This is a genomic window from Nocardioides sp., assembly GCF_035703625.1.
In the GTDB taxonomy this organism is placed as follows: Bacteria; Actinomycetota; Actinomycetes; order Propionibacteriales; family Nocardioidaceae; genus Nocardioides.
On sequence record NZ_DASSXS010000224.1, the window covers coordinates 1 to 22,686 of the forward strand.

At 70.9% G+C, this 22,686-nt stretch carries 24 protein-coding genes; 10 read left to right on the forward strand and 14 right to left on the reverse strand.

Going from position 1 to position 22,686, the window contains the following annotated elements; all coding sequences use genetic code 11:
• Nucleotides 1-48 precede the first annotated feature (48 nt).
• From VFN12_RS11350 to VFN12_RS11370, 5 genes are all read right to left on the reverse strand, one after another.
• Entirely contained in the window at nucleotides 49-3,054 is a 3,006-nt protein-coding gene (locus VFN12_RS11350; RefSeq protein ID WP_325118792.1) for an SMC family ATPase, read from the reverse strand.
• Nucleotides 3,054-4,220 carry an exonuclease SbcCD subunit D gene (locus VFN12_RS11355; protein ID WP_325118794.1) on the reverse strand — a complete coding sequence of 389 codons (1,167 nt, stop codon included), beginning with the start codon at nucleotides 4,218-4,220 and terminating at the stop codon, nucleotides 3,054-3,056. Before VFN12_RS11355 ends, VFN12_RS11350 begins: the two co-directional genes overlap by 1 nt.
• A gap of 97 nt (nucleotides 4,221-4,317) precedes the next feature.
• Nucleotides 4,318-4,596, reverse strand: a complete 279-nt coding sequence (locus tag VFN12_RS11360; RefSeq protein ID WP_325118796.1) for a Fe-S cluster assembly protein HesB — start codon at nucleotides 4,594-4,596, stop codon at nucleotides 4,318-4,320.
• A 73-nt stretch (nucleotides 4,597-4,669) separates the two neighbouring features.
• The gene (locus VFN12_RS11365) at nucleotides 4,670-5,131 is read right to left on the reverse strand and encodes a CHRD domain-containing protein (RefSeq protein ID WP_325118797.1); all 462 of its coding nucleotides are present in this window, start codon (nucleotides 5,129-5,131) and stop codon (nucleotides 4,670-4,672) included.
• Nucleotides 5,132-5,216: 85 nt separating this feature from the next.
• Nucleotides 5,217-6,062 carry a formate dehydrogenase accessory sulfurtransferase FdhD gene (locus VFN12_RS11370; RefSeq protein WP_325118798.1) on the reverse strand — a complete coding sequence of 282 codons (846 nt, stop codon included), beginning with the start codon at nucleotides 6,060-6,062 and terminating at the stop codon, nucleotides 5,217-5,219.
• 163 nt (nucleotides 6,063-6,225) lie between these two features.
• Between VFN12_RS11370 and VFN12_RS11375 the strand changes: the two genes are divergently transcribed.
• From VFN12_RS11375 to VFN12_RS11395, 5 genes are all read left to right on the forward strand, one after another.
• Nucleotides 6,226-8,001 (forward strand): hypothetical protein, encoded by a 1,776-nt coding sequence (locus VFN12_RS11375; protein ID WP_325118799.1) that lies wholly within the window; start codon nucleotides 6,226-6,228, stop codon nucleotides 7,999-8,001.
• Between the two features lie 212 nt (nucleotides 8,002-8,213).
• Nucleotides 8,214-8,360, forward strand: coding sequence for a hypothetical protein (locus VFN12_RS11380; protein WP_325118800.1), 147 nt, complete (start codon nucleotides 8,214-8,216; stop codon nucleotides 8,358-8,360).
• A 34-nt stretch (nucleotides 8,361-8,394) separates the two neighbouring features.
• A complete protein-coding gene (locus tag VFN12_RS11385) occupies nucleotides 8,395-8,817 on the forward strand; it encodes an OsmC family protein (RefSeq protein ID WP_325118801.1) in 423 nt (140 codons plus the stop codon).
• 2 nt (nucleotides 8,818-8,819) lie between these two features.
• Nucleotides 8,820-9,254 carry an SRPBCC family protein gene (locus VFN12_RS11390; protein ID WP_325118802.1) on the forward strand — a complete coding sequence of 145 codons (435 nt, stop codon included), beginning with the start codon at nucleotides 8,820-8,822 and terminating at the stop codon, nucleotides 9,252-9,254.
• Nucleotides 9,254-10,141, forward strand: coding sequence for an oxidoreductase (locus tag VFN12_RS11395; protein WP_325118803.1), 888 nt, complete (start codon nucleotides 9,254-9,256; stop codon nucleotides 10,139-10,141). The genes VFN12_RS11390 and VFN12_RS11395 overlap by 1 nt, the downstream gene beginning before the upstream one ends.
• A gap of 3 nt (nucleotides 10,142-10,144) precedes the next feature.
• Here VFN12_RS11395 and VFN12_RS11400 read toward each other — a convergent pair whose 3' ends face one another.
• From VFN12_RS11400 to VFN12_RS11425, 6 genes are all read right to left on the reverse strand, one after another.
• On the reverse strand, nucleotides 10,145-10,816 hold the full coding sequence (locus VFN12_RS11400) for a peptidylprolyl isomerase (protein ID WP_325118804.1): 672 nt from the start codon (nucleotides 10,814-10,816) through the stop codon (nucleotides 10,145-10,147).
• Nucleotides 10,817-10,838: 22 nt separating this feature from the next.
• Nucleotides 10,839-11,912, reverse strand: a complete 1,074-nt coding sequence (locus VFN12_RS11405; RefSeq protein ID WP_325118805.1) for an alanine racemase — start codon at nucleotides 11,910-11,912, stop codon at nucleotides 10,839-10,841.
• Between the two features lie 97 nt (nucleotides 11,913-12,009).
• Nucleotides 12,010-14,361, reverse strand: coding sequence for an excinuclease ABC subunit UvrA (locus VFN12_RS11410; RefSeq protein WP_325118806.1), 2,352 nt, complete (start codon nucleotides 14,359-14,361; stop codon nucleotides 12,010-12,012).
• Nucleotides 14,362-14,374: 13 nt separating this feature from the next.
• A complete protein-coding gene (locus VFN12_RS11415; RefSeq protein ID WP_325118807.1) occupies nucleotides 14,375-14,830 on the reverse strand; it encodes a pyridoxamine 5'-phosphate oxidase family protein in 456 nt (151 codons plus the stop codon).
• A gap of 8 nt (nucleotides 14,831-14,838) precedes the next feature.
• Entirely contained in the window at nucleotides 14,839-15,249 is a 411-nt protein-coding gene (locus VFN12_RS11420) for a VOC family protein (protein ID WP_325118808.1), read from the reverse strand.
• 9 nt (nucleotides 15,250-15,258) lie between these two features.
• Nucleotides 15,259-15,717 carry a helix-turn-helix transcriptional regulator gene (locus VFN12_RS11425; RefSeq protein WP_325118809.1) on the reverse strand — a complete coding sequence of 153 codons (459 nt, stop codon included), beginning with the start codon at nucleotides 15,715-15,717 and terminating at the stop codon, nucleotides 15,259-15,261.
• Nucleotides 15,718-16,162: 445 nt separating this feature from the next.
• Here VFN12_RS11425 and VFN12_RS11430 point away from each other — a divergent pair, with 445 nt between their 5' ends.
• Nucleotides 16,163-16,306: a hypothetical protein gene (locus VFN12_RS11430; protein ID WP_325118810.1), complete on the forward strand. Its 144-nt coding sequence runs from the start codon at nucleotides 16,163-16,165 to the stop codon at nucleotides 16,304-16,306.
• Between the two features lie 15 nt (nucleotides 16,307-16,321).
• Here the strand turns inward: VFN12_RS11430 and VFN12_RS11435 are convergent, their stop codons facing one another.
• Nucleotides 16,322-17,338: a zinc-dependent alcohol dehydrogenase family protein gene (locus VFN12_RS11435; protein WP_325118811.1), complete on the reverse strand. Its 1,017-nt coding sequence runs from the start codon at nucleotides 17,336-17,338 to the stop codon at nucleotides 16,322-16,324.
• Nucleotides 17,339-17,419: 81 nt separating this feature from the next.
• Between VFN12_RS11435 and VFN12_RS11440 the strand changes: the two genes are divergently transcribed.
• Nucleotides 17,420-18,946: a UDP-N-acetylglucosamine 1-carboxyvinyltransferase gene (locus tag VFN12_RS11440; protein WP_325118812.1), complete on the forward strand. Its 1,527-nt coding sequence runs from the start codon at nucleotides 17,420-17,422 to the stop codon at nucleotides 18,944-18,946.
• A gap of 200 nt (nucleotides 18,947-19,146) precedes the next feature.
• Here VFN12_RS11440 and VFN12_RS11445 read toward each other — a convergent pair whose 3' ends face one another.
• Entirely contained in the window at nucleotides 19,147-19,410 is a 264-nt protein-coding gene (locus VFN12_RS11445; RefSeq protein WP_325118813.1) for a zf-TFIIB domain-containing protein, read from the reverse strand.
• A gap of 100 nt (nucleotides 19,411-19,510) precedes the next feature.
• On the opposite strand from VFN12_RS11445, the gene VFN12_RS11450 reads away from it, so the two are divergent.
• The 3 genes from VFN12_RS11450 to VFN12_RS11460 all read left to right on the forward strand — a co-directional run bounded on the left by VFN12_RS11450 (nucleotide 19,511) and on the right by VFN12_RS11460 (nucleotide 22,220).
• A complete protein-coding gene (locus VFN12_RS11450) occupies nucleotides 19,511-20,335 on the forward strand; it encodes a glycerophosphodiester phosphodiesterase (protein ID WP_325118814.1) in 825 nt (274 codons plus the stop codon).
• Nucleotides 20,332-21,690, forward strand: a complete 1,359-nt coding sequence (locus tag VFN12_RS11455) for an MFS transporter (RefSeq protein WP_325118815.1) — start codon at nucleotides 20,332-20,334, stop codon at nucleotides 21,688-21,690. Before VFN12_RS11450 ends, VFN12_RS11455 begins: the two co-directional genes overlap by 4 nt.
• 146 nt (nucleotides 21,691-21,836) lie before the next feature.
• The gene (locus VFN12_RS11460) at nucleotides 21,837-22,220 is read left to right on the forward strand and encodes an RNA polymerase-binding protein RbpA (RefSeq protein ID WP_325118816.1); all 384 of its coding nucleotides are present in this window, start codon (nucleotides 21,837-21,839) and stop codon (nucleotides 22,218-22,220) included.
• A gap of 43 nt (nucleotides 22,221-22,263) precedes the next feature.
• Here VFN12_RS11460 and VFN12_RS11465 read toward each other — a convergent pair.
• Nucleotides 22,264-22,686, reverse strand: a 423-nt coding sequence (locus VFN12_RS11465; RefSeq protein ID WP_325118817.1) for an FxsA family protein, incomplete at its 5' end; no start/stop codon positions are given.

Here is a 22,686-nt window from a genome sequence, read left to right on the forward strand (position 1 = left end):
GGCAGGTCCAGGAAGGTCGGGTCGACGGCGTTGTCCATGAGGGCGAACCTATCGCGCGTGGACGGTGCGGACAGCCGAGCCGTGTCGGCGCTTCTCCACGTGCAGCTGCGTCGGGATCCGCTCCCGAAGATGGGCCACGTGGCTGACCACGCCGACCACGCGGCCACCCTCCCGGAGGGTGTCGAGGGTGTCCATCACGTCGTCGAGGGTCTCCGCGTCGAGGGAGCCGAACCCCTCGTCCACGAACAGCGTGTCGAGGTCGGCACCGCCGACCTCGTGGGCGATGACGTCGGCCAGCCCGAGCGCAAGGGCCAACGAGACGACGAAGGTCTCGCCGCCGGACAGCGTGGCCGGGTCGCGCGCCTCGCCCGACCACTCGTCCCGGACCCTCAGGCTCAGGCCGCCGCGGCTCTCACCGGCGCCGCGGCCCCCGGTGTGCTCCAGGGCGTAGCGCTGGTCGCTCATCCGCGACAGGCGCACGTTGGCCGCAGCGACGACCTGGGCGAGCCGGGCGGCCAGGACGTAGCCGGAGAGCCGCATGCGGAGCCGGTTGTCGGCGGAGGACCCGTCGACGAGCGCGGCCAGCCGGGTGGTGAGCTCGAGCTGGGCGCGGACCGGGGCCCAGGCCTCCAGCGCCTGCTCGAGCCGGTCGCCGAGTCCCGCGACGCGTTCGGCGCGGGTGCGCCCGACGTCGGCCGCCGTCGTGGCCGCCGTGAGGTGGTCGACCGTCTGCTGGTGGACCGTCTCGAGCGCCGCGACATCGGGCGCGGGCAGCGCCGCCTGGTCGCGCAGCCCGGGATCGGAGAGCGTCGACTCGGCACCGGCCACGGCCTGCTCGTGGGCCCGGACCTCCCGCTCCAGCCGGGACAGCCCGGTGGGGTCGAGGGCCGACTCGAGAGCGGCCCGGGCGTCGTCGAACCCTGCGTCCACCGCAGCCTGCTCCAGCTGCTTCCGGACCGCTGAGACGGCCTGGTCGGCACGGCGCGCGTCGTCACGCGCGAGGAGGGCGGCCGAGCACGCGGTGGCGATCTCGTCGTGCCGGACAGCCAGGGCGTCGAGGCGGTCGCAGCCCGAGCCGGAGAGAAGCGCGGACAGCTCGCGCTCGATCGTGGCGGACTCCTCACGACGGCGCTCCAGGGCCGCGGACGTGACGGCGAGCTCACGGTCGATCCCGTTGTGCCGCTCGGCGAGCTGGGAGTGCCGGGTCTCGACGGCGGCGAGCGATGCCTGGCGTTCGGCGAGTGAGTCGGCGAGCGCGGTGAGTCGTCGTAGCTCGGACTCCTCGGCGGCGAGCTCGACGCCCAGCGACGCCGGGTCGCCGTCGGCTGCGGACCGGGCAGCCTCGAGCCGTCCGGCGAGCTCACGCACCCGGAGGTGGTGGGCGTGGCGAGCGGCTTCGGCGTCGTCGACACGCTTGCGAGCGGCCTTCTCGGTCGACGCGTCGGGGGCGCCGGCGTCGGGGCTGGCGGGTCGGGGGTGCTCGGCGGACCCGCAGACCGGACAGTCGCCGCCCACCACGAGCGCTCCGGCGAGCTCGGCGGCGATGCCACGGATGCGTTGCTCCTGGACCTGGAGCCAGTTCTCCCGGAGCTGCTGCGCCTCGTCGACGGCATCACGGTGGAGGTCGGTGGCCGCGGCGAGCTCGGCGGTGAGCCCGACGGCCAGCTCGGCAGCCTCGTGCCGGCTGCGCAGGGAGACGACCCTGTCGCGAACGACGGCAAGGTCTCGCGTGGCCTCGCGGGACTCGGACTCCTGCGCGCGCTGTGCGGCGACCTGGTCGGGCAGCTCCGTGAGCAGCTGGGCGAGCTCGTCACGCTCGGTCCGCAGCTGTCGCAGGCGTGCAGAGGCGTCGTCCACCTCCTGCCGCAGGGCGCCCAGGGCGACCTCCCGGGGGAGAAGCGCCCGGGCATCGGCAGCCGTGGCGACGGCTCGATCGCGGACGTCGACCAGGTCGGGACTGTCGGGCCCGGCCCCGGTGAGACCCAGCTCGGCGACCGCGTCTCGCGTGCGCGCGGCGCTGACCTCGCGTGCGCGAGCCGCCGCGTGGGCCTGCTGGTCGGCGACCCTGCCCAGGGGTGCGACCTCGGTGGCGCGCCGGGCCCGAGCCAGCCGGTCGACCTGACGTGCGTGGTCAGGGGCCGCGGCCGCCAGCCGGTCACGCTCGGTGCGGGCCGCGGCGTGGCGCTGCTGGGCCTCGCGGAGCGTGCGGGCGCGTTGGAGCGACTCCCGGGCCGCGGCCTCCTCGGCGACCACGGTCCGGCGCCGGGCGGCAGCCTCACGGGCCGAGGCCTCCGCCGCCCCTCGCCGGTCGACGAGCCATCGGGCGACCTCGCCGATCTCGGCAGCCGGGCCGAGGTCGTGGAGGTCCCAGCCGGCCGGGAGCGGCGAGGCGGCAGCCTCGCTGAGCCGGCTCACCAGGTCGGCCACCTGGTCATGATGGCCGAGCGAGTCGCGGCGCAAGGTACGCCGGCGGTCCGCGAGCCAGCGCTCCACCTCCTCGAACCGGACGGTCCGGAACAGCTGCTGCAGGAGCTTGTGACGCTCCTCGGACCTCGCCCGCAGGAAGGCCTGGAACCGGCCCTGGGGGAGCATCGCCACCTGGCAGAACTGGGTGAGGTTGAGGCCCACCAGGTGGGTGATCTGGTGCCCCGCCTCATCGAGGCGGGTGGACAGCGGGTGCCAGGCCTCACCGCGACGTTCGCACAGCTTGACCGATGCCTGCTGGGTGGTGGTGCCGGTGCCGCGCTTCTTGGGCCGCTGCCAGGCGGGGGAGCGCACGATCCGGAACCGCCGGCCCGCGAGCGTGAGCTCCAGGGTGACCCGCGGCGTCTCGCCGTCAGCCGCCTGGTCCGCGCGGAGTCGCTTGGCGCTCTGGCGGTCGCCCGGCACCTCGCCGTAGAGGGCGAAGCACACCGCGTCGAGGATGGAGGTCTTTCCCGCACCGGTGGCCCCGGTGAGGAGGAACAGGCCGGCTTCGGAGAGAGCGTCGAAGTCGACGGCGACCCGGTCCGCGAACGGCCCGAAGGCCTCGACCTGGAGGTGGTGCAGTCGCATCAGCCTGCACCCGCGGTGAGCAGTGTGTCGACGTCGGGGTCGTCGCAGCAGGCGTCGCACGCCTCGAGCAGGACGGCGGCCTCGGCGTCGGTGGCGGGAACGCGGCGCAGGTCGGCGACGAAGTCGAGGGTGATTTCGTGGTCGGACCTGCCCTGGGTCGGTGCGGTCGGGGTCGCGGAGTCGCGGTGCGCGGTGGGTTCGAAGGCGAGGACGAGCGTGTGGGGGAAGCGGCGCCGCAGCTGCTCCATGGCCTGGAGCGGCCGGGTGTCGTCGGTGAGGGTGGCCTGGATCCAGGCGGACTCGTGGCGGGCCAGGGCGGGATCGGTCAGGAGGACCTGGAGGTCACCCCTGATCCGCGCCAGTGGGCGAGGGACCGGCGCGTCGACGAACTCCGCAGCCCGCAGCCCGGTCGCGTCCAGGTCGACCAGCCAGCTGCCCTTGCGGTGTCGGGCCTCGGAGAAGGAGTAGGCGAGCGGGGACCCGCTGTAGCGGATGGTGTCGGTCAGCGTGTGCCGGCCGTGGAGGTGGCCGAGCGCGGTGTAGTCGATGCCGTCGAAGAGGGCGGTCGGCACGAGGGACACCCCACCGACGCTGATGTCGCGCTCGGACTCGCTCGGCTCGCCGCCGGCGACGAACGCGTGGGCGAGGACCACCGAGCGCGCACCGGGGCGGCCGTCGAGATCGGCACGCACCCGGCTCATCGCCTCGCCGAGGGCAGCTTCGTGCGAGCGGCCGGGCAGGCCCCAGGGCTCGCGCAGGGTGTCGGGGTCGAGGTAGGGCAGTCCGTAGACAGCGACCTGGCCGTGCCGATCCTCCAGCAGCACCGGAACGCCGACGGTGGCGGCATCGGTGCGGATGAAGACGCCGGCAGCGTCGATCAGCCGGGACCCGAACCCGAGGCGATGGGCCGAGTCGTGGTTGCCGCTGGTGACCACGACCTGGGCGCGGGAGGCGGCCAGCCTCGCGAACGTCTCGTCGGCCAGCCGGACGGCGTCGACGGGAGGCAGGGCCCGGTCGTAGACGTCACCGGCCACGACCACCAGGTCGACCTGCTCGTGCTCCACGACGTCGAGCAGGTGGTCGACGTAGACCGCCTGGTGCCCGAGCATCCCCTCACGGTGGAAGGACCTGCCCAGGTGCCAGTCGGAGGTGTGGAGGATGCGCACGACACGAACGTAGAAGGCTCCACCGACAAGGCGATGGACCCACGCCGGGGGTGCCGGTGCGCACCCTCCTCACCAGCGCTGGTTCTTCAGCCGTGCGTCATCCCTGCTGGGTGAGGGCGAACTGCACGCCGCCGTTCTGGTCGACCTGGGCGTCGAGGACCTTGTCGTCGAGCTGCGACGACGAGGCCTCGTCGAGGTAGAGGGTCGCGCCATCCTGCTCGACCACGGCGTCGCCCGGCTCGGCGGCAGGGGCAGGCTCGACCTCGAACGAGGGCTGGTCGGCGCTCTCGCTCGTGATCCGCAGACCCGCGGCCTCCGGGATCTGGTTGGAGATCTCCTTGACGATCGTGCTGGCGTTGTCGGTGAGAGTGAGCATGGGCTCGCTTCCGATTGCGGTCAGTACTGCTCCACCGTGTCGCACCCGGCCGTCGTACACAAACCGCGGGCGCTCAGTTGGCTGCCAGCTGCCCCCTCACCGCGCCGCCCGGGAAGGGTCGGTTGTGCACGTTGACGTAGAAGTTCTGCGGGTTGGCCAGGATCCGCGCGACGAGTCCCTCCCGCGTCTGCACGCACCCGGCCGAGTCTCCGTCGGTCGGCGCCCGCAGCGGCACGACGATGTCTCCGTTGGCGCCCAACACGCCGCGGTGGATGTGCGCCATGGTGGCGGGGCGGATCCTGTCCACGATCACGACGTAGCACAGGGCGTTGGGGTCGCTGGGCGTGCCGAAGACGAACGCGTCGCCGACGCCGTTGGGGTCGGCGGGCGGAACCTCCTGCTGACCGTCGAGCTGGGCCGCGAGCGGGGTGGTGGTGTTGGTGGTCGCCCCTGCCGGGAGCAGGGGGATGGCGATCCCGATCGAGGCGGCGATCGCGGCGCCGGCCAGGAGCAGGTTGCGCGTGGATGAGTTCATCGAGCGTCCTCCCTAGATGCGCGTCCCCCTCCAACCTTCGTACTCCGGACAGCCGGGATTCTTAATGGCTAGACGGGGTGGAACGTCAACTGGGGCTGTACCTGACGCACCGGTCCGCGGAGGTGAACCCGTAGAGGTGCAGGCCGCTGCGCCGGGCCAGGCCGACCGCGAGGCTCGACGGTGCGCCGACCGCCACCAGCGCGCCCACACCCGCGGCGACCGCCTTCTGGGCCAGCTCGAACCCGGCCCGGCCGCTGACCACGAGGCAGGCCTCGGCGGGGGAGTGGCCGGCGAGCACCCGCGCCCCGGTGACCTTGTCGACGGCGTTGTGCCGACCGACGTCCTCCCGGCAGACCAGCAGCTCGCCGGAGGCGGTGGCCAGGCCGGCGGCGTGCACCCCGCCGGTGCGGGAGAACACCTGCTGTCGCTCGCGCAGCAGCAACGGGAGCCGGCGGACCACGGCGGGCGTGACCGTTGGCCCGGGCCAGCGGTCGCCACGGGGTACGTCGAGCGCCTCGGCGACCGAGTCCTTGCCGCACACGCCGCAGGCCGAGGAACCCGTCGACAGTCCCGTGTGTCGGTGACCGGGATCGCGCGCCGGCGGTGCCGACAGGGTCACGGTGACCACATTGAACTCCTCCTCCGGCGCGAGGTCGTCGTCGACGCAGTAGGCCACACCCCGGATCGCCCCGGGCACGGCGAGGCCCTCGTGCACCAGCCACCCCGCGGCGAGCTCGAAGTCGTGTCCCGGCGTGCGCATGGTCACCCACACGCGGTGCGCCGGAACCCCTGGCCAGGCGAGTCGGATCTCGAGCGGTTCCTCCGTCGCCAGCCGGTCCTCCCGGTCGGCCTCGCGGTCCGCTGTCAGCTCGCGCACACCGACCCGAACCGTCGGCCCGGGTCGCCTGGCGCGTTCGCTGGCGATCCCCACGTCGACACCTTAGAAGTGAATCGTCGAAATGCATCACGGCCGGGTGTCCAGACCATTACCTTTAGCTGGCTCCGGGCGGGTGCAACCAATGCTGCTCCATCAAGGTCCTGGGCCACGTGGGGGCGTGCTGTGCTCCCCTGCACTCGGAGAGGGAGTAGCAAACATGATCCGCATCAAAGCTCGCGGGCGGGGTCGGGTCGCGGCCGCGATCGCCACGTCACTGGGCGTGATGGCCACGGCCGGCGCCGTCACCACCGGCCCGGCCCAGTCGGTCGAGCCGACGGGCGACTGCGCCGTGGCCTACCCCGTGGACGACCTCGTCAGGGGCCAGCAGGTCGAGGGACTCACGGTGACGGAGGGCACGATTCCGACGCCGTTCACCGGCGAGGTGATCGGTGCGCTCGAGAACGGGATCGCCCCGGGGCTCGACATGATCATGATGGAGCTGGACTCCACCGAGATCCAGCGTGCGGGCGGGATCTGGCAGGGCATGTCGGGGTCGCCCGTCTACGACACGACGAGCGGCGACCTCATCGGTGCCGTCGCCTACGGCCTCTCGTGGGGACCGACCCCGGTCGCCGGGATCACGCCCTTCGAGAAGATGGACGACTACCTGCAGCCCAGCGTCGGCCTGGCCCGCACCGTCGAGGTCGGCAGCGCCGACGCCTCCCGGATCGCCGCCGAGTCGGAGGTCACCCCGAACCAGGCAGGTCAGGGATTCACCCGGCTGGCGATCCCGAAGACCTTCAGCGGTGTCTCCGCGTTGCGGCTGGAGCGAACCGCCACCCTGGCACCGCCGCACGGCAAGGCCCGCCCGTACGTCGCCACGAGGTTCGCGACCATGTCCGGCGCTGCGGACGGCGTGGCCGCGGGCTCCGACCTGGTGGCCGGTGGCAACCTCGGCGCCAGCTTCGCGTACGGCGACATCACCGCCGGTGGGGTCGGCACCGTGACCAGTGTCTGCGAAGGTCGGCTGGTCGGCTTCGGCCACCCGATGATGTTCTCGGGCCGGACCAGCCTGAGCCTCCACCCGGCCAGCGCGCTCTACGTGCAGCCGGAGACCCTGGGGGCGCCGTTCAAGGTGGCCAACTTCGCGGCTCCTGTCGGGACGATCACCGACGACCGGACCGCCGGGATCAGCGGCGACCTGACCGTGCTGCCTGACACGATGGACGTCACCTCCAACCTCACCTACAACGGCGAGACGCGGGCAGGCACCACGCACGTCAGCGTCCCCGCGGCCAATGCGGAGATGACCTTCTACGAGCAGCTGGTCAACCACGACGCGGTCCTCGAGTCGTTCGGACCGGGCTCCGAGGAGCAGGACTGGACGATCACGGGCACCGAGAACACCGGCACCCTGAACGAGACGCCGTTCACGATCGAGCACGGCGACCGCTACTCCTCCGAGTACGACATCGCGTTCGAGTCGCCGTGGGACGTCGCGGACGCCGTCTGGGCCCTGAGCCGGATGCAGGGGGTGCGCGTCGAGAGCGTCACGGTCAACGGCACCCTCACCGACGACCACTCGACGTGGCGCGTGGTCCAGGTCATGCAGCGGCGCGGTGGTGAGTGGGTGACCCTCACCCGCCGCAGGCCCGCCATCGTGCAGTCGGGTGGCAGCCTCAACCTGCGTGCGGTCCTCGAGAGCGGCACCGAGGAACGGACGGTGTGGCTGTCCATGCCCATCCCGGCGCGGGCGGCACGGGGCGAAGGGATGCTGGCGGTCATGGGCGGTGGCTCATCGTGGAACTGGCTGGGCGGGGCGGACACCGTCGAGCAGCTCCAGGACAACCTCTCCGACGCGGCCCGCAACGACGAGGTCGCGGCCCAGCTCTTCATCGAGTCGCGCCGCGGCTCGTTCGAGCGGGCGGACGTGGGCGGCCCCACCGGCCAGGTCGTGACCGGCCGGCGGATGTTCGGTCTCGTCCTGCGCTGAGCGCCTGCCTCGAGGTACGACGGCCCGGGGTCACGCCCGGGCCGTCGTGCGTTCGCGGGTGCCGGGCTGGTGCTGGGCGAGTGCTGGGGATCACGTCGGCGTGGATACCGCACCGAGTCGTCACGCAGAGTAAAGTGTAAGAGTCACGTCAGCGACTGAACACATTACCGAATCGAGCGGTCCGGAGCGCCGGACCGAGAGGATGACGCCCCATGAACACGCAGCTCCACCTGGCCCGCGGGATCGTCGACGGGCGGACCCACCCCGACCGGGATCACGTGCAGCTGCGGACCCTCGCGCTGGCTCGTGAGCAGGCTCGCCGGGCCCGCCGGGCGCGGTTGTTCCACCGGTTCCGCTGAGCCGGCGGGGGAGCGGTCTGGCAGGCTGACCCGCATGGATCCCGAGACGCTGCGCAGCATCGACCTCACCCGGACCGGCGAGGGCCGCTACCAGGCCACGAACCGACGCGGGGGAGTGCTCCCCGTCGGGTCCGGCGACGGCTCCGACTTCACGCCCGTGGAGCTGCTGCTGGTCGCCATCGCCGGCTGCAGCGCGATCGACGTCGACCTGATCACCGGCAAGCGAGCCACCCCCGAGGCTTTCGACGTGCACGCCGAGGGCCACAAGGTCCGCGACGAGCAGGGCAACCACCTGGTCGGCCTCAAGGTCAGCTTCGACGTCACCTTCCCCGAGGGCGAGGGTGGCGACCGGGCCCGCGAGATGCTGCCCAGGGCGCTCCAGCAGACCCGCGACCGCTTGTGCTCGGTCGGGCGCACGGTCCAGATCGGCGAGCCCATCGAGTACCCCGGAGCGTAGGGATGGCCGTCGATGTCACGGTCGAGACCCTCATTCGGCGACCCGTCGGGGAGGTGGCCGCGTACGCCGGAGATCCGGGCAACGCGCCCGACTGGTACGTCAACATCCGGTCCGTCCAGTGGCGGGTGCCCCCGCCGGTGCAGGTCGGCTCACGGATGGACTTCGTGGCCACCTTCCTGGGTCGCCGGATCGAGTACACCTACGAGGTGGTCGACCTGGTGCCGGGAGAGCGGCTGGTGATGCGCACGGCCCAGGGCCCGTTCCCGATGCAGACGACGTACACCTGGGAGCCGGCCGAGGGAGGCACGCGGATGACGCTGCGCAACAACGGTTCACCGACCGGTTTCGCGCGCATCGCCGCGCCGGCCATGGAACTGGCGATGCGCCGGGCGATGACCAAGGACCTGGCGGCGCTCAAGCGGACTCTGGAGGGCTGATGGGCCGACCTCACGGTCCGCGGCGATGGACGGCGGTCCCGCCGCAGAACGGGCGCCGGGTCGTGGTCACCGGCGCCACCAGCGGCATCGGGCTCCAGACTGCCCGGATCCTGGCCGCGTTCGGAGCCCACGTGGTGCTCGCGGTTCGCAATCGCGAGAAGGGGGAGGCGGTCGCCCGCGACCTGCCAGGTGACACCGAGGTCCGCCACCTCGACGTGGCCGACCTGGCGTCGGTGCGCACGTTCGCCGAGCAGTGCGACCAGATCGACGTCCTCGTCAACAACGCCGGGATCATGGCCGTCCCGTTCGCCCGTACCGTCGACGGCTTCGAGAGCCAGCTCGGCACCAACCACCTCGGCCACGTCGCGCTGACCAACCTGCTGCTGCCCAGGATCACCGACCGGGTCGTGGTGGTCGGTTCGGCCGCGCACCGGTCGGGCCAGGTCGACCTCGACGACCTGAACTGGGAGCGACGCGCCTACCGTCCCTACGCCGCCTACGCGCAGTCGAAGCTCGCCAACCTGCTGTTCCTGGCCGAGCTGCAGCGCCGGCTCACGTCCCACGGGTCGACCTTGCGTGCCACCGGCGCACACCCCGGTTACACCTCGACGGCCCTCCAGGGCGGAACCGGCAGCCAGGCGTTCACCTGGCTCTCCGACGTCGGCAACAGGCTGGTCGGGATGCCCGCCTGGCAGGGTGCGCTGACCACGGTCTACGCCGCCACGATGGATCTCCCCGGCAACAGCTACGTCGGCCCCCACGGGCCGGGGGAGATGCTGGGCTGGCCGACCCTGGTCGGCCGGAGCCGGTCAGCGAGTGACCCAGAGCTCGCCCGGGCCCTGTGGTCGCGATCCGAGGAGCTGACCGGCTCGTCGTTCCCGCTCTGACCGTCAGCCGGTGGTGACCGACTCGATCTTCACCTCGGTCGCAGGTGGGCCGTCGGGGGAGCCGTTGGCGGTGCCCTTCGCCGCCACGTCCCCGAGCACCTCGAGCCCGCCCTCGTCGATCGTGCCGAACACGGTGTACGACGGCGCGAGCTCGGTGTCGTCGTACACCATGAAGAACTGCGAGCCGTTGGTGTCGGGCCCGGCGTTGGCCATCGCCAGCGTGCCGGCCGGATAGGTCTCGTTGCCCTCGAGCTCGTCAGGGAAGGAGTAGCCGGGACCACCCGCGCCGCTGGCGGTCGGGTCACCACACTGGAGCACGAAGATTCCGGAGGTGGTCAGCCGGTGGCAGGTGGTCGCGTCGAAGTAGCCCTGCTCGGCCAGGGACAGGAACGAGTTGACGGTGCACGGTGCGGCCTCCGCGTCGAGCGTCGCGCTGACGTCGCCGGCGCTGGTCGCGATCGTCACGTCGACCTCGCCCGTCTGCGTCGCCTCGCTCGGAGGCGGCTCGACCTCCTTGGCGGGCGGGGTGCCGTCCTCCGTGTACTCGCAGGTGGGACCCGCGCTGCTGCCCGAGTCGCCACCCGAGTCGGAGCCGGTCGAGCCGTCGTCGCCGCACGAGGCCAGGGCGCCGGCGCACAGCAGGGCGAGCAGGACGAAACGCAGTCGGGCAGGCATGCGGGCGATCCTAGAGGTCCGGTCAACCGTTCTGGCCCCGGGCGACCACCGGCCAGGCCGTGAGCACCCCGGCGTCCTCGACGTACAACGTGTCCGCGAGGTTGACCGCGTTGCACACGTGGTTGGGGACGACGTCGACCCGGCTGCCGATCGGCGGCAGGGGAGTTCCGGCCAGGTCGGCGACCGCGTGGTGCTCGGAGAGGAGGACGATCCTGGCCTCCGGATGCTCGAGGAGGCGCCCGTAGCCGGTGGCCCAGGGCGCCCGGTCCGCGCCGAGGGACTTGCTGCCGGCGTCGAGCACGAGTCTCCCGTTGGAGTGGCTGACCACGGTCGAGCGGCAGGTGAGGGCCACGTCGTCGGGCGACATGGTGCCGAGCTCCCACTGCTGCGCGTCACCGAAGACGTAGACGCCCGGGCGGAGCTCGGTGAGGACCCCGGTGTCGGACATCGACAGGCTGGGCGTGGATCCGCCGCTGAGCACGACCGGCTCGATCCCGGCCACCCGGAGCCGTTCGGCCGCCTCGGCGAGCGCGCGCGCCTCGTCGACGGCGGCCTCGCCGGTCCGGCCGGCCGCGTAGCTGTGGCCGGGGAACGTGAACACGCCGCGGACGTCGAGCCCGGCCCGGGCCGCCGTGACGGCCAGCGTGCCGGCCGCGCGGGGCTGCACGCCGCTGCGGTGGTGTCCGCAGTCGACCTCGACCAGCGCGCGGACCCGCTCACCGAGGTGACGACCGGCTTCGGCTGCGCCCTCGGGCGAGTCCACACCGATGGTCACCCTCGCGTGGCCCAGCAGGTCGCGCATCCGGCGTGCCGACACCTCGTCGAGCCACAGGGGGTAGGCGATGAAGATGTCGTCGAATCCGTGCCGGGCGAACGTCTCGGCCTCGCCCAGGGTGGCGACGGTGATCCCGTCCGCGCCGGCGGCGCGCTGCAGCTTGGCCACCTCGACGCACTTGTGCGTCTTCACGTGCGGCCGCAGCGCGACGCCGGCGGCGTCGGCACGCTCTGCCACCCGCCGGATTTTGTGCCGGAGCCGGACCGGGTCCACGCGCAGGTACGGCGTCGGTGGCAGCCCCTGGGGGACGCTGGTCGACATGGTCGCCACGGTAGGGGATGGAGCAGGGGGCCGCCCCGCCTCCGGTTGTTGACATAATGTCACTTATCGGCGCTACGGGAGCCGCTTCCGGAGACCCTCAGCCCACGTACTGCGCGAGGTGCTCGCCGGTGAGCGTGGAACGCTTCGCGACGAGATCTGCCGGCGTCCCCTCGAAGATGACGCGCCCACCGTCGTGCCCGGCGCCGGGTCCGAGGTCGATGATCCAGTCCGCCTGCGCCATGACGGCCTGGTGGTGCGCGATCACGATCACCGACTTGCCCGAGTCCACCAGCCGGTTCAACAGGCCGAGCAGGTGTTCGACGTCCGCCAGGTGCAGGCCCGTCGTCGGCTCGTCGAGGACGTAGGTGCCACCCTTCTCGCCGAGGTGGGTCGCCAGCTTGAGTCGCTGCCGCTCCCCGCCCGACAGGGTCGTGAGCGCCTGACCCAGGCTGACATAACCCAACCCCACGTCTGCCAGCCGCTCCAGCACCTGGTGCGCCGCCGGCGTGCGCGCCTCTCCGCTGCCGAAGAACTCCTCGGCCTCCACGACCGACATGGCCAGGACCTCGGCGATGTTCCGGCCTCCGAGCGTGTAGTCCAGCACCGCCGCCTGGAACCGCTTCCCCTCGCACACCTCGCAGGTGGACTCGACGGTGGCCATCACGCCCAGCTCGGTGAAGATGACGCCCGCCCCGTTGCAGTTCGGGCAGGCGCCCTCGCTGTTGGAGCTGAACAGCGCCGGCTTGACGCCGTTGGCCTTGGCGAACGCCTTGCGGATCGGGTCGAGCAGGCCGGTGTAGGTCGCCGGGTTGCTGCGACGCGAGCCCTTGATCGCCGCCTGGTCGACCACGACCACGCCGTCACGTCCGGCGACCGAGCCCATGACCAGCGAGCTCTTGCCCGAACCGGCGACACCGGTGACCACGCAGAGCACGCCGAGCGGGATGTCCACGTCGACGTCCTGCAGGTTGTGCAGGGACGCCCCGCGGACCTCGAGCGCGCCGGACGGCGAGCGCACGGACTCCTTGAGGGTGGTCCGGTCGTCGAGGTGGCGACCCGTGGTGGTGTCACTGGCCCGCAGACCGTCCACGGTGCCCTCGAAGCACAGGGTGCCCCCTCCTGAGCCGGCACCGGGCCCGAGGTCGACCACGTGATCGGCGATGGCGATGGTCTCGGGCTTGTGCTCCACGACGAGCACGGTGTTGCCCTTGTCGCGCAGCGCGAAGAGCAGCTCGTTCATCCGGTCGATGTCGTGCGGGTGCAGGCCGATCGTGGGCTCGTCGAAGACGTAGGTGACGTCGGTGAGCGACGAGCCGAGGTGGCGGATCAGCTTGGTGCGCTGTGCCTCTCCCCCGGAGAGGGTTCCGGCCGGCCGGGCGAGCGAGAGGTAGCCCAGGCCGATCTCCTCGAACGAGTCGAGGAGGTGGCGCAGTCCGCCGAGCAGCGGCGCCACCGACGGCTCGTCGAGGTCGCGGATCCACGCGGCGAGATCGCTGATCTGCATCTCGGACAGCTCGGCGATGTTCTTGCCGTTGATCTTCGAGGACAGCGCCTCCGGGTTGAGCCGCGTGCCGTCGCAGTCGGGACACGTCGTGAAGGTGACCGCGCGCTCCACGAAGCGTCGCACGTGGGGCTGCATGGCCTCGACGTCCTTGCTGAGCATCGACTTCTGCATCTTCGGGATGACGCCCTCGTAGGTGAGGTTGACGCCCTCGACCTTGATCTTCTCGGGCTCGCCGTACAGCAGCTTCTGGAGGTCCTTCTTGCTGTACTTCGCGATGGGCTTGTCCATGTCGAAGCCGGCGCCGCTGAAGATGCGGCCGTACCAGCCGTCCATGCTGTAGCCCGGGACCAGGAGCGCGCCCTCGGCCAGCGACCGGGACTCGTCGTAGATGGCCGTGAGGTCGAAGTCGCTGATCGAACCCATGCCCTCGCAGCGCGGGCACATGCCGCCGAGGTACACCCGCTTGCGGACCACCGTCTTCTCTCCCTGGCCCTTGTCGGCGGTCATGATCCCGCTCGCCGTGCGGGTGGGGACGTTGAAGGAGAAGGCCTGCGGCGAGCCGATGTGCGGCTTGCCGATCCGGCTGAAGAGGATCCGCAACATCGCACTGGCGTCGGTGGCGGTGCCGACCGTCGAGCGCGGGTTGGCGCCCATCCGTTCCTGGTCGACGATGATCGCGGTGGTCAGGCCCTCCAGTACGTCGACCTCGGGCCGGGCCAGGGTCGGCATGAAGCCCTGCACGAAGGCGCTGTAGGTCTCGTTGATCATCCGCTGCGACTCCGCGGCGATGGTCTCGAAGACGAGGGAGCTCTTCCCGGAGCCGGACACACCGGTGAAGACCGTCAGCCGCCGCTTCGGGAGCTCGACGCTGATGTCCTTCAGGTTGTTGACCCGCGCACCCTGCACCCGGATCAGGTCGTGGCTGTCGGCAGCATGCTCGCTCATCGTGTCTCCCTCGTCAGTCCTGGACCAGCCACGCGCCGTCGCGCATGAGCGTACGACCCGCGATCTCGTTCGCCTCGCGCCAGGCCTGGACCCGGGACGGCCGGAGCACGAGGAACACGTACCCGCTGTCGCCGCGCGGGTCCCAGTCGGCCTGGGCGGCGTAGCCCGCGGCCAGCGGCTCGTCGGCCGAGACCTCCACGACCCTCTCGAGCACGACGTCGATCATCGTCACGTCGCGGGTCGGACCGAGTCCGAGCCGGGCGACGCCGGACGCGGTCAGGTTGCGCGCGGTGACGGAGGTCTCCGGCACCGCGATCACCACGCGGTCCTCGATCCAGGCCAGCGAGACCGGCACGAGGTGGGGCGCGCCCGCGGGCGAGGAGGTCGCCACCCAGACGTCGATCGCCGGCGTCGCCAGCATGCTCAGGGTGTCGGCCTGGCGGGTCTTCGGGTCGCGCGGGCCGTCCATGTGCCGGGTCAACCGAGCTGGTTGATGCGGATCAGGTTGCCCGACGGGTCGCGGAACGCGCAGTCGCGGACGCCGTAAGGCTGGTCGGTCGGCTCCTGGAGGACCTCCGCGCCGCTGGCCTCGAGCTTCCCGAACACCTCGTCGAGGTCGGGTGTGGCCAGGGTGAGGGCGGTGTAGCTGCCCTTGGCGATCAGCTCGAGGATCGTGCGCCGCTCGTCGTCGGAGATGCCGGGGTCGGTGGCCGGCGGGTGGAGGACGATCGAGGTCTCCGGCTGGCCGGACGGGCCGACGGTGATCCAGCGCATCCCGTCGTAGCCGACGTCGTTGCGGACCTCGAAGCCGAGGGTGTCGCGGTAGAAGGCGAGGGACGCCTCGGGATCGGTCTGCGGGAGGAAGGCGTAGTGGATGGTGATGTTCATGGCGCCACGCTATTGGGGCGGCCCCGGCCGCGCTTCTTCATTCCTGACCGATCTGGTCCTGATCGGCCGGGTCACCTGCCGGGCGTGGCACGACGGCATCTCGGCCGAGTCACCGGAGTGCTGCTCGCGGTAGGTGCTGGGCGGCACCCCGACCAGCTCGGCGAAACGGGTGCTGAAGGTGCCGAGCGAGGAGAAGCCCACGGTGAGGCTGACGTCGGTGACGCTCAGGTCACCGCGGCGCAGCAGGGCCATCGCCCGCTCGATCCGCCGCGTCATCAGGTAGGAGTACGGCGACTCGCCGTAGGTGCGACGGAACTCGCGGCTGAGGTGGCCGGCCGACATGTGCACACCGCGGGCGAGCGACTCGACGTCCAGCGGCTGGGCGTACTCCCGGTCGATCCGGTCGCGGACGCGTCGCAGCCGGGCAAGGTCCAGCAGCTGCTGGTCGGCGGCCGGTCTGCTGCCCACAGCCGCGATGCTACGCCGCCGTGGCCGGGCCAGCGGGCCGGCCGCCGGTCCGGATCAGAAGAGGATCAGCAGGATGACGATGACGACGAGGACGAGGGCGGCGATGGCGATGGTGCGAGTGTTCAATGTGGTGCCTTTCCTGAGTGGTCCCCGTATGGGCCTCCGGGTTGGGGCCTCATTCGAAGTCTGACACACCCTGCGCGATATGCGGGCAGGGGCGTTTGGATCACCCGCGAAGGCCCGAACGAAGGACCGTCCGGATCAGGTGGACTATGCCGGTCTGGTCACCTCTAGCGATTTGCGACGAATCACCGGTGAGTCGGCAGTGCAACGTTCAACCATGGTGGTGCGATCTACCCAGGTGATCACACGATCCACAGGAGCACATCCGGGGAGTGTGGCCACCAGGACAGCGGGAACTCTTCGTGGGGAGGAGGAAAAGGCCATGTGGGACACCGTCCAGACGACGACGCACCACCTGTCGCACGACATGCCCTGCCAGAGCTGCGGGCACGCCATCCACACCTACCTGGTGTGTGGCGACGACTGCACCTGCAAGCCCGCTCCGATGCCGGGTAACGCGGCCTGAGCCGCGCGACCCGGATCAGGGCTGGAGCAGCACCTTCACCGAGCGACGCTCGTCCATCGCCCGGTAACCCTCCGCCACCTCGGACAGAGGCAGCGTCGAGTCGAACACCAGCCCGGGGTTGATCCGCCCTTCGACGACCAGCTTCAGCAGCTCGGGGAGGTACGCCCGGACCGGGGCCATCCCACCGGCCAGGCCGATGTTCCTGGAGAACATCCGCCGGATCGGGAGCTCCACGCCGTGCGGCACGCCCACGAATCCCACGGTGGACCCGGGGCGGGCGATCTCGAACGCGGTCTGGATCGCGGCGTCGGTGCCCACGCACTCGAGCACCGCGTCGGAGCCCACTCCCTGGGTGATCTCGAGGATCGCGGCGGCCCCCGCCTCGCCCCGCTCCTCGACGACGTGGGTGGCGCCGAACTGCCGGGCGATGTCCTGACGCGGCTGGTGCCGCGACATGACGACGACCTGCTCGGCGCCCATCACCGATGCTGCGAGGACTCCGCACAGCCCCACCGCGCCGTCGCCCACCACGACCGCGGTGCCCCCCTCGCGTACGCCGGCCGCCACGGCTGCGTGCCAGCCGGTGGCCATCACGTCGGAGAGCGTCAGCAGCGACGGGATCATGCCCTCGTCGGGCTGGCCGTCGGTCTTCACCATGGTGCCCTCGGCCTGGTGCACCAGCGCGTACTCCCCCTGGCCGCTGGCCGTGAATCCCTGGTTCTCGCACGCCGAGTGCATCCCGGCGCGACAGTGCGGGCAGGTGTTGTCGCTGTGGCAGAAGGGCACGACCACGAAGTCCCCCGGCCGGAAGGAGACCACCTCTCCCCCGACCTCCTCGACCACACCGACGCACTCGTGGCCGATCGTCGAGCCCTCGTCGATGTCGTTCTCGCCCCGGTAGGGCCACAGGTCCGACCCGCAGATGCAGCCTGCGGTCACCTTGACGATGGCGTCGGTGGGGCTCGAGATCTCGGGGTCGGGGACCTCCGAGAGGCGGACGTCCCCGGCGGCATGGATGGTGGTCGCTCGCATGCGGGCATCCTTGCACGGCGATCCAGGGATCCCGCGCGTGCCGATGTTGGCACATCTCATATCTGAGATACCGTGGCGGACATGACTGTCGACTACAAGGGCCGGATCGGCAACCTGATCAGGGACGCGCGCAAGCATCGCGGCCTGACCCAGCTCGAGCTGGCCCAGCTGTTGAAGACCAGCCAGAGCGCCATCAACCGGATCGAGAAGGGCCACCAGAACCTCTCCCTGGAGATGCTGGCCCGCATCGGCAGCGCCCTCGACTCCGAGATCGTGGCGCTGGGCGCCGGGCCCACGCACCTGCGCGTCACCGGACCGACCCGACTCTCGGGCAGCATCGACGTCAAGACCTCCAAGAACGCCGGCGTGGCGCTGCTGTGCGCCTCCCTGCTCAACCGCGGCCGCACCACCCTGCGCAAGGTCGCCCGGATCGAGGAGGTCAACCGGCTGCTGGAGGTGCTGGGAAGCCTGGGCGTGCAGACCCGGTGGCTCGGCGACGACGGCGACCTCGAGATCATCCCGCCGGCCGAGCTCGACCTCGAGCACATCGACGAGACCGCGGCCCGGCGGACCCGTTCGGTGATCATGTTCCTCGGACCGCTCCTCCACCGCGCCGACACCTTCGAGCTGCCGTACGCCGGCGGCTGCAACCTCGGCACCCGCACGGTCGAGCCCCACATGGCGGCACTGCGTCCGTTCGGCCTCGAGGTCAAGGCCACCGACGGGATGTACCACGCCAACGTCAACCGGACCATCGAGCCCGGCCGGGCCATCGTCCTCACCGAGCGCGGCGACACCGTCACCGAGAACGCCCTGATGGCGGCTGCCCTGCACCCGGGCACCACCGTGATCCGCAACGCCTCGTCCAACTACATGGTCCAGGACCTCTGCTTCTACCTGCAGAAGCTCGGGGTCGTGGTGGACGGCATCGGCACCACCACGCTCACCGTCACCGGGCGTGAGGTGATCGACGTCGACGTCGACTACGCCCCCAGCGAGGACCCGATCGAGGCGATGTCACTGCTGGCGGCGGCGATCGTGACCGAGTCGTCGATCACGATCAAGCGGGTGCCGATCGAGTTCCTGGAGATCGAGCTGGCGCTGCTGGAGGAGATGGGGTTCCAGTACACCCGCTCCGAGGAGTACGTCGCCCGCAACGGTCACACCCGGCTGGTCGACCTCACCACCCTCCCGAGCCACCTGCACGCACCGCTCGACAAGATCCACCCGATGCCGTTCCCGGGCCTCAACATCGACAACCTGCCGTTCTTCGCCGTGATCGCGGCGACCGCGCAGGGCCAGACCCTGCTCCACGACTGGGTCTACGAGAACCGCGCGATCTACCTCACCGAGCTCACCAAGCTGGGGGCGCAGGTCAAGCTGCTCGACCCGCACCGGGTGATGATCGAGGGGCCGACCCACTGGTCCGGTACCGAGATCGTCTGTCCCCCGGCGCTCCGACCCGCCGTGGTGGTGCTGCTGGCGATGCTCGCGTCGAAGGGCACCTCGGTGCTGCGGTCGACGTACGTCATCCACCGCGGCTACGAGGAGCTCGCCGAGCGCCTCAACCTGCTCGGCGCGAACATCGAGACCTTTCGCGATATCTGAGCATCGGCGGCTTGCCGCCGAGCGCCAGATATCGCGGACGGTCATTGGTGGTCGAGCAGCGCGCGCGACCGAGGAACGAGGTCGCAACCGCGCGTGTCGAGACCCGGTGAGGCGAAAGCCGACCTCACCGCCCTGCCTTGACTTCCGGGGTTTCGAAGTTCAGGCGCCAGGGCGCCTTCGCACCTCAACCTGCGGACGGCCTACGTAAACAGCGTCTCCACCCAGGCGCGGGCCCTGGCCCGGCCGGAGGGCGGCGCCGTCATGTCGGCGGTGATCCGGGGCAGCGGCGCGGTGTGCTGGCTGGCATTGCGGTGCCAGTCGGTCTCGGACTCGATGAGACTGCCCAGGTCGGCTCGTGAGAGGAACACCCCGTGACCGTCCGGGCACTGGCTCACCTGCCCGTCGGCCACAGTCCGACTCACCATCTCGGTGCCACAGCGAGGACAGGTCAACGCGTCATCCATGGAGTCGACGCTACTCCCCTCCCCAGGTGACTGGTGCGTACGCACGCCGGGGATCTGCGAAAGCAGTGAGCACCACCACACAGGGGTGTTTACTGCACGGGTGAACGCGCCGCGGACCGGACACCGTTACCTCGATGCCGTCCTGGACCGGCCGGGCACGGTTCTCGCCTTCGCCCACCGTGGCGGGGCCTACCACCCCGAGATCGAGGGGCTGGAGAACACCCTGGCGGCGTTCCGTCATGCAGTCGACCTCGGCTACCACTACCTCGAGACCGACGTCCACGCCACCAGCGACGGCACGCTGCTCGCGTTCCACGACGCCGTCCTCGACCGGGTCACCGACCTCAGGGGGCGGATCGAGAGCCTGACCCTGGCCGAGGTCGGCGAGGCGCTCATCGATGGCCGCGAGCGGGTCCCGACGCTGGCCAGCCTCTTCGAGCAGCTGCCGGGCGCCCGCTTCAACATCGACGTCAAGGCCTCCTCCGCGGTCCCCCTCCTGGCCCGGTTCGTCGCCGAGCACGACGCGTGGGACCGCGTCCTCGTCGGCTCCTTCTCGCCCGGCCGCCTCAACGAGTTCCGACGTCTGACCGGGGGCCGGGTCCCGACCTCGGCCCACCCGCTGGAGGCCGTCGCCTTCCGGTTGCTGCCCAGCGGTCGGCTGGCGGACCGCCTCACCAGGGGCCGCGTGGCGGCGCTGCAGATCCCGCACCGACGTGGTCCGCTGACCGTCGCCACCCGGGGGCTGGTACGTCGCGCCCACGCGGCCGGCAAGCACGTGCACGTCTGGACCATCGACGATCCCGACGAGATCCATGAGCTGCTCGACCGTGGTGTCGACGGCCTGATGACCGACCGCACCGACATACTCAAGGGCGTGCTCGTCGAGCGACACCAGTGGATGGGCTGCGGGAGGGAAGAGACATGAGCGAGGCGCCCGGCGGCGTCGCCGATCTCCGTCCGCTGGAGCGGGCCAGGGAGCAGCGTGCGTGGTACTGGTACGACTGGGCGAACAGCGCCTACACCACCACGATCGGCACCGTCTTCTTCGGCCCCTACTTCATCACCCTCGCCGAGAACGCGGTCGGCGAGAACGGTCGGTTCGCCGTGGGGATGTTCAGCCTGCCGCCCGGCGCACTGTTCTTCTGGTTGATCACGCTGTCGACGATCCTCTCCGCGTTGCTCCTCCCCCCGCTCGGTGCCTTCGCCGACCGCCGGGAGAACAAGAAGGCCCTGCTCGGTGTCTTCGCCTGGACCGGCGCCGCCTTCGCCTCGCTGATCTTCTTCGCGACCGGCGACAACTGGCAGCTGGCGGCGGTCGGCATCGTGGTGGGGAACGTGTGCTTCGGAGCCGCGGGAGTCATCAACGACTCGATCCTGCCGCTGATCTCGGACGAGCAGGAGCGCGACCGGGTCTCGTCGCGCGGTTGGGCGTTCGGCTACCTCGGCGGCGGTCTGCTGCTGGTGATCAACCTCGTGGTCTTCCTCGGTCATGACGCGATCGGCCTCGACGAGGGCCTGGCCGCGCGTCTGTGCATGCTCTCCGCCGCCCTCTGGTGGGCGGGGTTCACGCTGATCCCGTTCCTGAGACTCCGGAACCACCAGCCGCAACACCTCGTCCCGGAGTCCGGCGGCGCGATCCGGCAGAGCTTCGGTCAGCTCTTCGCGACGCTCAAGGACCTGCGGCGCTTCCCCATGGCGCTCACGTTCCTGTTCGCGTACCTGTTCTTCAACGACGGCATCCAGACCGTCATCGCCTCCTCGGCGGTCTACGGCGCCGAGGAGCTCGGTCACAGCCAGACGATCCTGATCGGGACCATCCTCATGGTCCAGTTCGTCGCCTTCGGTGGCGCGCTCGCCTTCGGACGGGCGGCAGCGGCGTACGGCGCGAAGCAGGTCATCCTCTTCGGCCTGGTGGTCTGGATGCTGATCGTGACCGCGGCGCTGCTCCTGCCGGCCGGGAACATCCCCATGTTCCTCGTCCTCGGTGCCGCCATCGGCATCGTCCTGGGCGGGACCCAGGCGCTGGCCCGCTCCTACTTCTCGCTGCTGATCCCGAAGGGCAAGGAGGCGGAGTACTTCAGCTTCTACCACGCCATGGACCGCGGAACGTCGTGGTTCGGCACGGCGACGTTCGCTCTGGTGCTGTCGATCACCGACTCCTACCGGCCGGCGATCTTCGCCCTCGTTGTTTTCTTCGTGGTGGGCGGGGTACTACTCCTGAAGGTGGACACCGAACGCGGCATCCGTGAGGCAGGCAACGTCGCACCGGCCGTGATTTGACCCACTCGCGACACCTGGGGATTCCGGAATCATCGGGACCCCACTAGCGTTGGAACATCAGGGCGACCGACGCCAGACGGCGTCATGTCTTGGCCGTTCGGCCGTCTCACAGTCGTCAACCGGGGGAACTAGCCAGGAGGTGGCTCATGGCGGAGCGAACGTTGCGTGGCGCTCGACTGGGGGGTCAGAGCTTCGAGGACGAGCGCGGAATCGAGTTCGCCGCTCGACAGCAGGTCGGGTACCTGTGCCCGCGCGGGCACGAGTTCGAGATCACGATGTCGGTCGAGGCCGAGGTCCCGGCGACGTGGGAGTGCCAGAAGTGCGGCAGCGAGGCGCTGAGCACCTCCGGCATCCAGCCCGAGGCCAAGAACGAGAAGCCGGCCCGCACCCACTGGGACATGCTGCTGGAACGGCGCTCGGAGAAGGAGCTCGAGGACATCCTCAAGGAGCGTCTCGAGCTGCTGCGGGGCGGAGAGATCGGCCCCGCCCACCTGCACCGCGCCTCGGCGCGCAAGCGCAAGGCAGGCTGACCCGAGCTCGACCACCATCGGCGAACCCGCTGACGCGGGTCCGCTAGTCGTCGATCACCTCGCCCCGGATGACCGGTCCACCGGGACCGCGTCCGGGGCGAGTCGCGTATCCGGACAGGAGCCGGCGGCCCACGAGCTGCGTGAGCAGCCGCCGCGCCACCGGCCGGGTGAACGGGAGGATCAGCAGGATCCCGAACCCGTCGGTGACGAACCCGGGGGTGAGCATCAGGGTCCCCCCGACCAGGATGAGCGCCCCGTCGGCCAGCTCTCGCGCCGGCATCCGGCCCGACTCGAGCGCCACCCGGAGCGCCTGCCAGGCCCGGCCACCCTCGCGACGGATCAGCCAGGTGCCGATGAGGCTGTCCACGATCAGCAGCAGGATCGTCCACCACGGCCCGATGACCTGGCCGACCTGGATCAGCACGTAGATCTCGATGAGCGGCACGCCGATGAAGGCGGCGACCAG

Excerpts from the sequence above, each read along its gene's own strand:
- VFN12_RS11360 (WP_325118796.1), bottom strand. The coding sequence starts at position 4,596 with ATGCTCACTCTCACCGACAACGCCAGCACGATCGTCAAGGAGATCTCC.
- VFN12_RS11460 (WP_325118816.1), top strand. The coding sequence starts at position 21,837 with ATGGCGGAGCGAACGTTGCGTGGCGCTCGACTGGGGGGTCAGAGCTTC.
- VFN12_RS11365 (WP_325118797.1), bottom strand. The coding sequence starts at position 5,131 with ATGAACTCATCCACGCGCAACCTGCTCCTGGCCGGCGCCGCGATCGCC.
- VFN12_RS11405 (WP_325118805.1), bottom strand. The coding sequence starts at position 11,912 with ATGTCGACCAGCGTCCCCCAGGGGCTGCCACCGACGCCGTACCTGCGC.
- VFN12_RS11455 (WP_325118815.1), top strand. The coding sequence starts at position 20,332 with ATGAGCGAGGCGCCCGGCGGCGTCGCCGATCTCCGTCCGCTGGAGCGG.
- VFN12_RS11420 (WP_325118808.1), bottom strand. The coding sequence starts at position 15,249 with ATGAACATCACCATCCACTACGCCTTCCTCCCGCAGACCGATCCCGAG.
- VFN12_RS11435 (WP_325118811.1), bottom strand. The coding sequence starts at position 17,338 with ATGCGAGCGACCACCATCCATGCCGCCGGGGACGTCCGCCTCTCGGAG.
- VFN12_RS11380 (WP_325118800.1), top strand. The coding sequence starts at position 8,214 with ATGAACACGCAGCTCCACCTGGCCCGCGGGATCGTCGACGGGCGGACC.
- VFN12_RS11395 (WP_325118803.1), top strand. The coding sequence starts at position 9,254 with ATGGGCCGACCTCACGGTCCGCGGCGATGGACGGCGGTCCCGCCGCAG.
- VFN12_RS11415 (WP_325118807.1), bottom strand. The coding sequence starts at position 14,830 with ATGGACGGCCCGCGCGACCCGAAGACCCGCCAGGCCGACACCCTGAGC.
- VFN12_RS11440 (WP_325118812.1), top strand. The coding sequence starts at position 17,420 with ATGACTGTCGACTACAAGGGCCGGATCGGCAACCTGATCAGGGACGCG.
- VFN12_RS11400 (WP_325118804.1), bottom strand. The coding sequence starts at position 10,816 with ATGCCTGCCCGACTGCGTTTCGTCCTGCTCGCCCTGCTGTGCGCCGGC.
- VFN12_RS11390 (WP_325118802.1), top strand. The coding sequence starts at position 8,820 with ATGGCCGTCGATGTCACGGTCGAGACCCTCATTCGGCGACCCGTCGGG.
- VFN12_RS11350 (WP_325118792.1), bottom strand. The coding sequence starts at position 3,054 with ATGCGACTGCACCACCTCCAGGTCGAGGCCTTCGGGCCGTTCGCGGAC.
- VFN12_RS11410 (WP_325118806.1), bottom strand. The coding sequence starts at position 14,361 with ATGAGCGAGCATGCTGCCGACAGCCACGACCTGATCCGGGTGCAGGGT.
- VFN12_RS11375 (WP_325118799.1), top strand. The coding sequence starts at position 6,226 with ATGATCCGCATCAAAGCTCGCGGGCGGGGTCGGGTCGCGGCCGCGATC.
- VFN12_RS11445 (WP_325118813.1), bottom strand. The coding sequence starts at position 19,410 with ATGGATGACGCGTTGACCTGTCCTCGCTGTGGCACCGAGATGGTGAGT.
- VFN12_RS11385 (WP_325118801.1), top strand. The coding sequence starts at position 8,395 with ATGGATCCCGAGACGCTGCGCAGCATCGACCTCACCCGGACCGGCGAG.
- VFN12_RS11430 (WP_325118810.1), top strand. The coding sequence starts at position 16,163 with ATGTGGGACACCGTCCAGACGACGACGCACCACCTGTCGCACGACATG.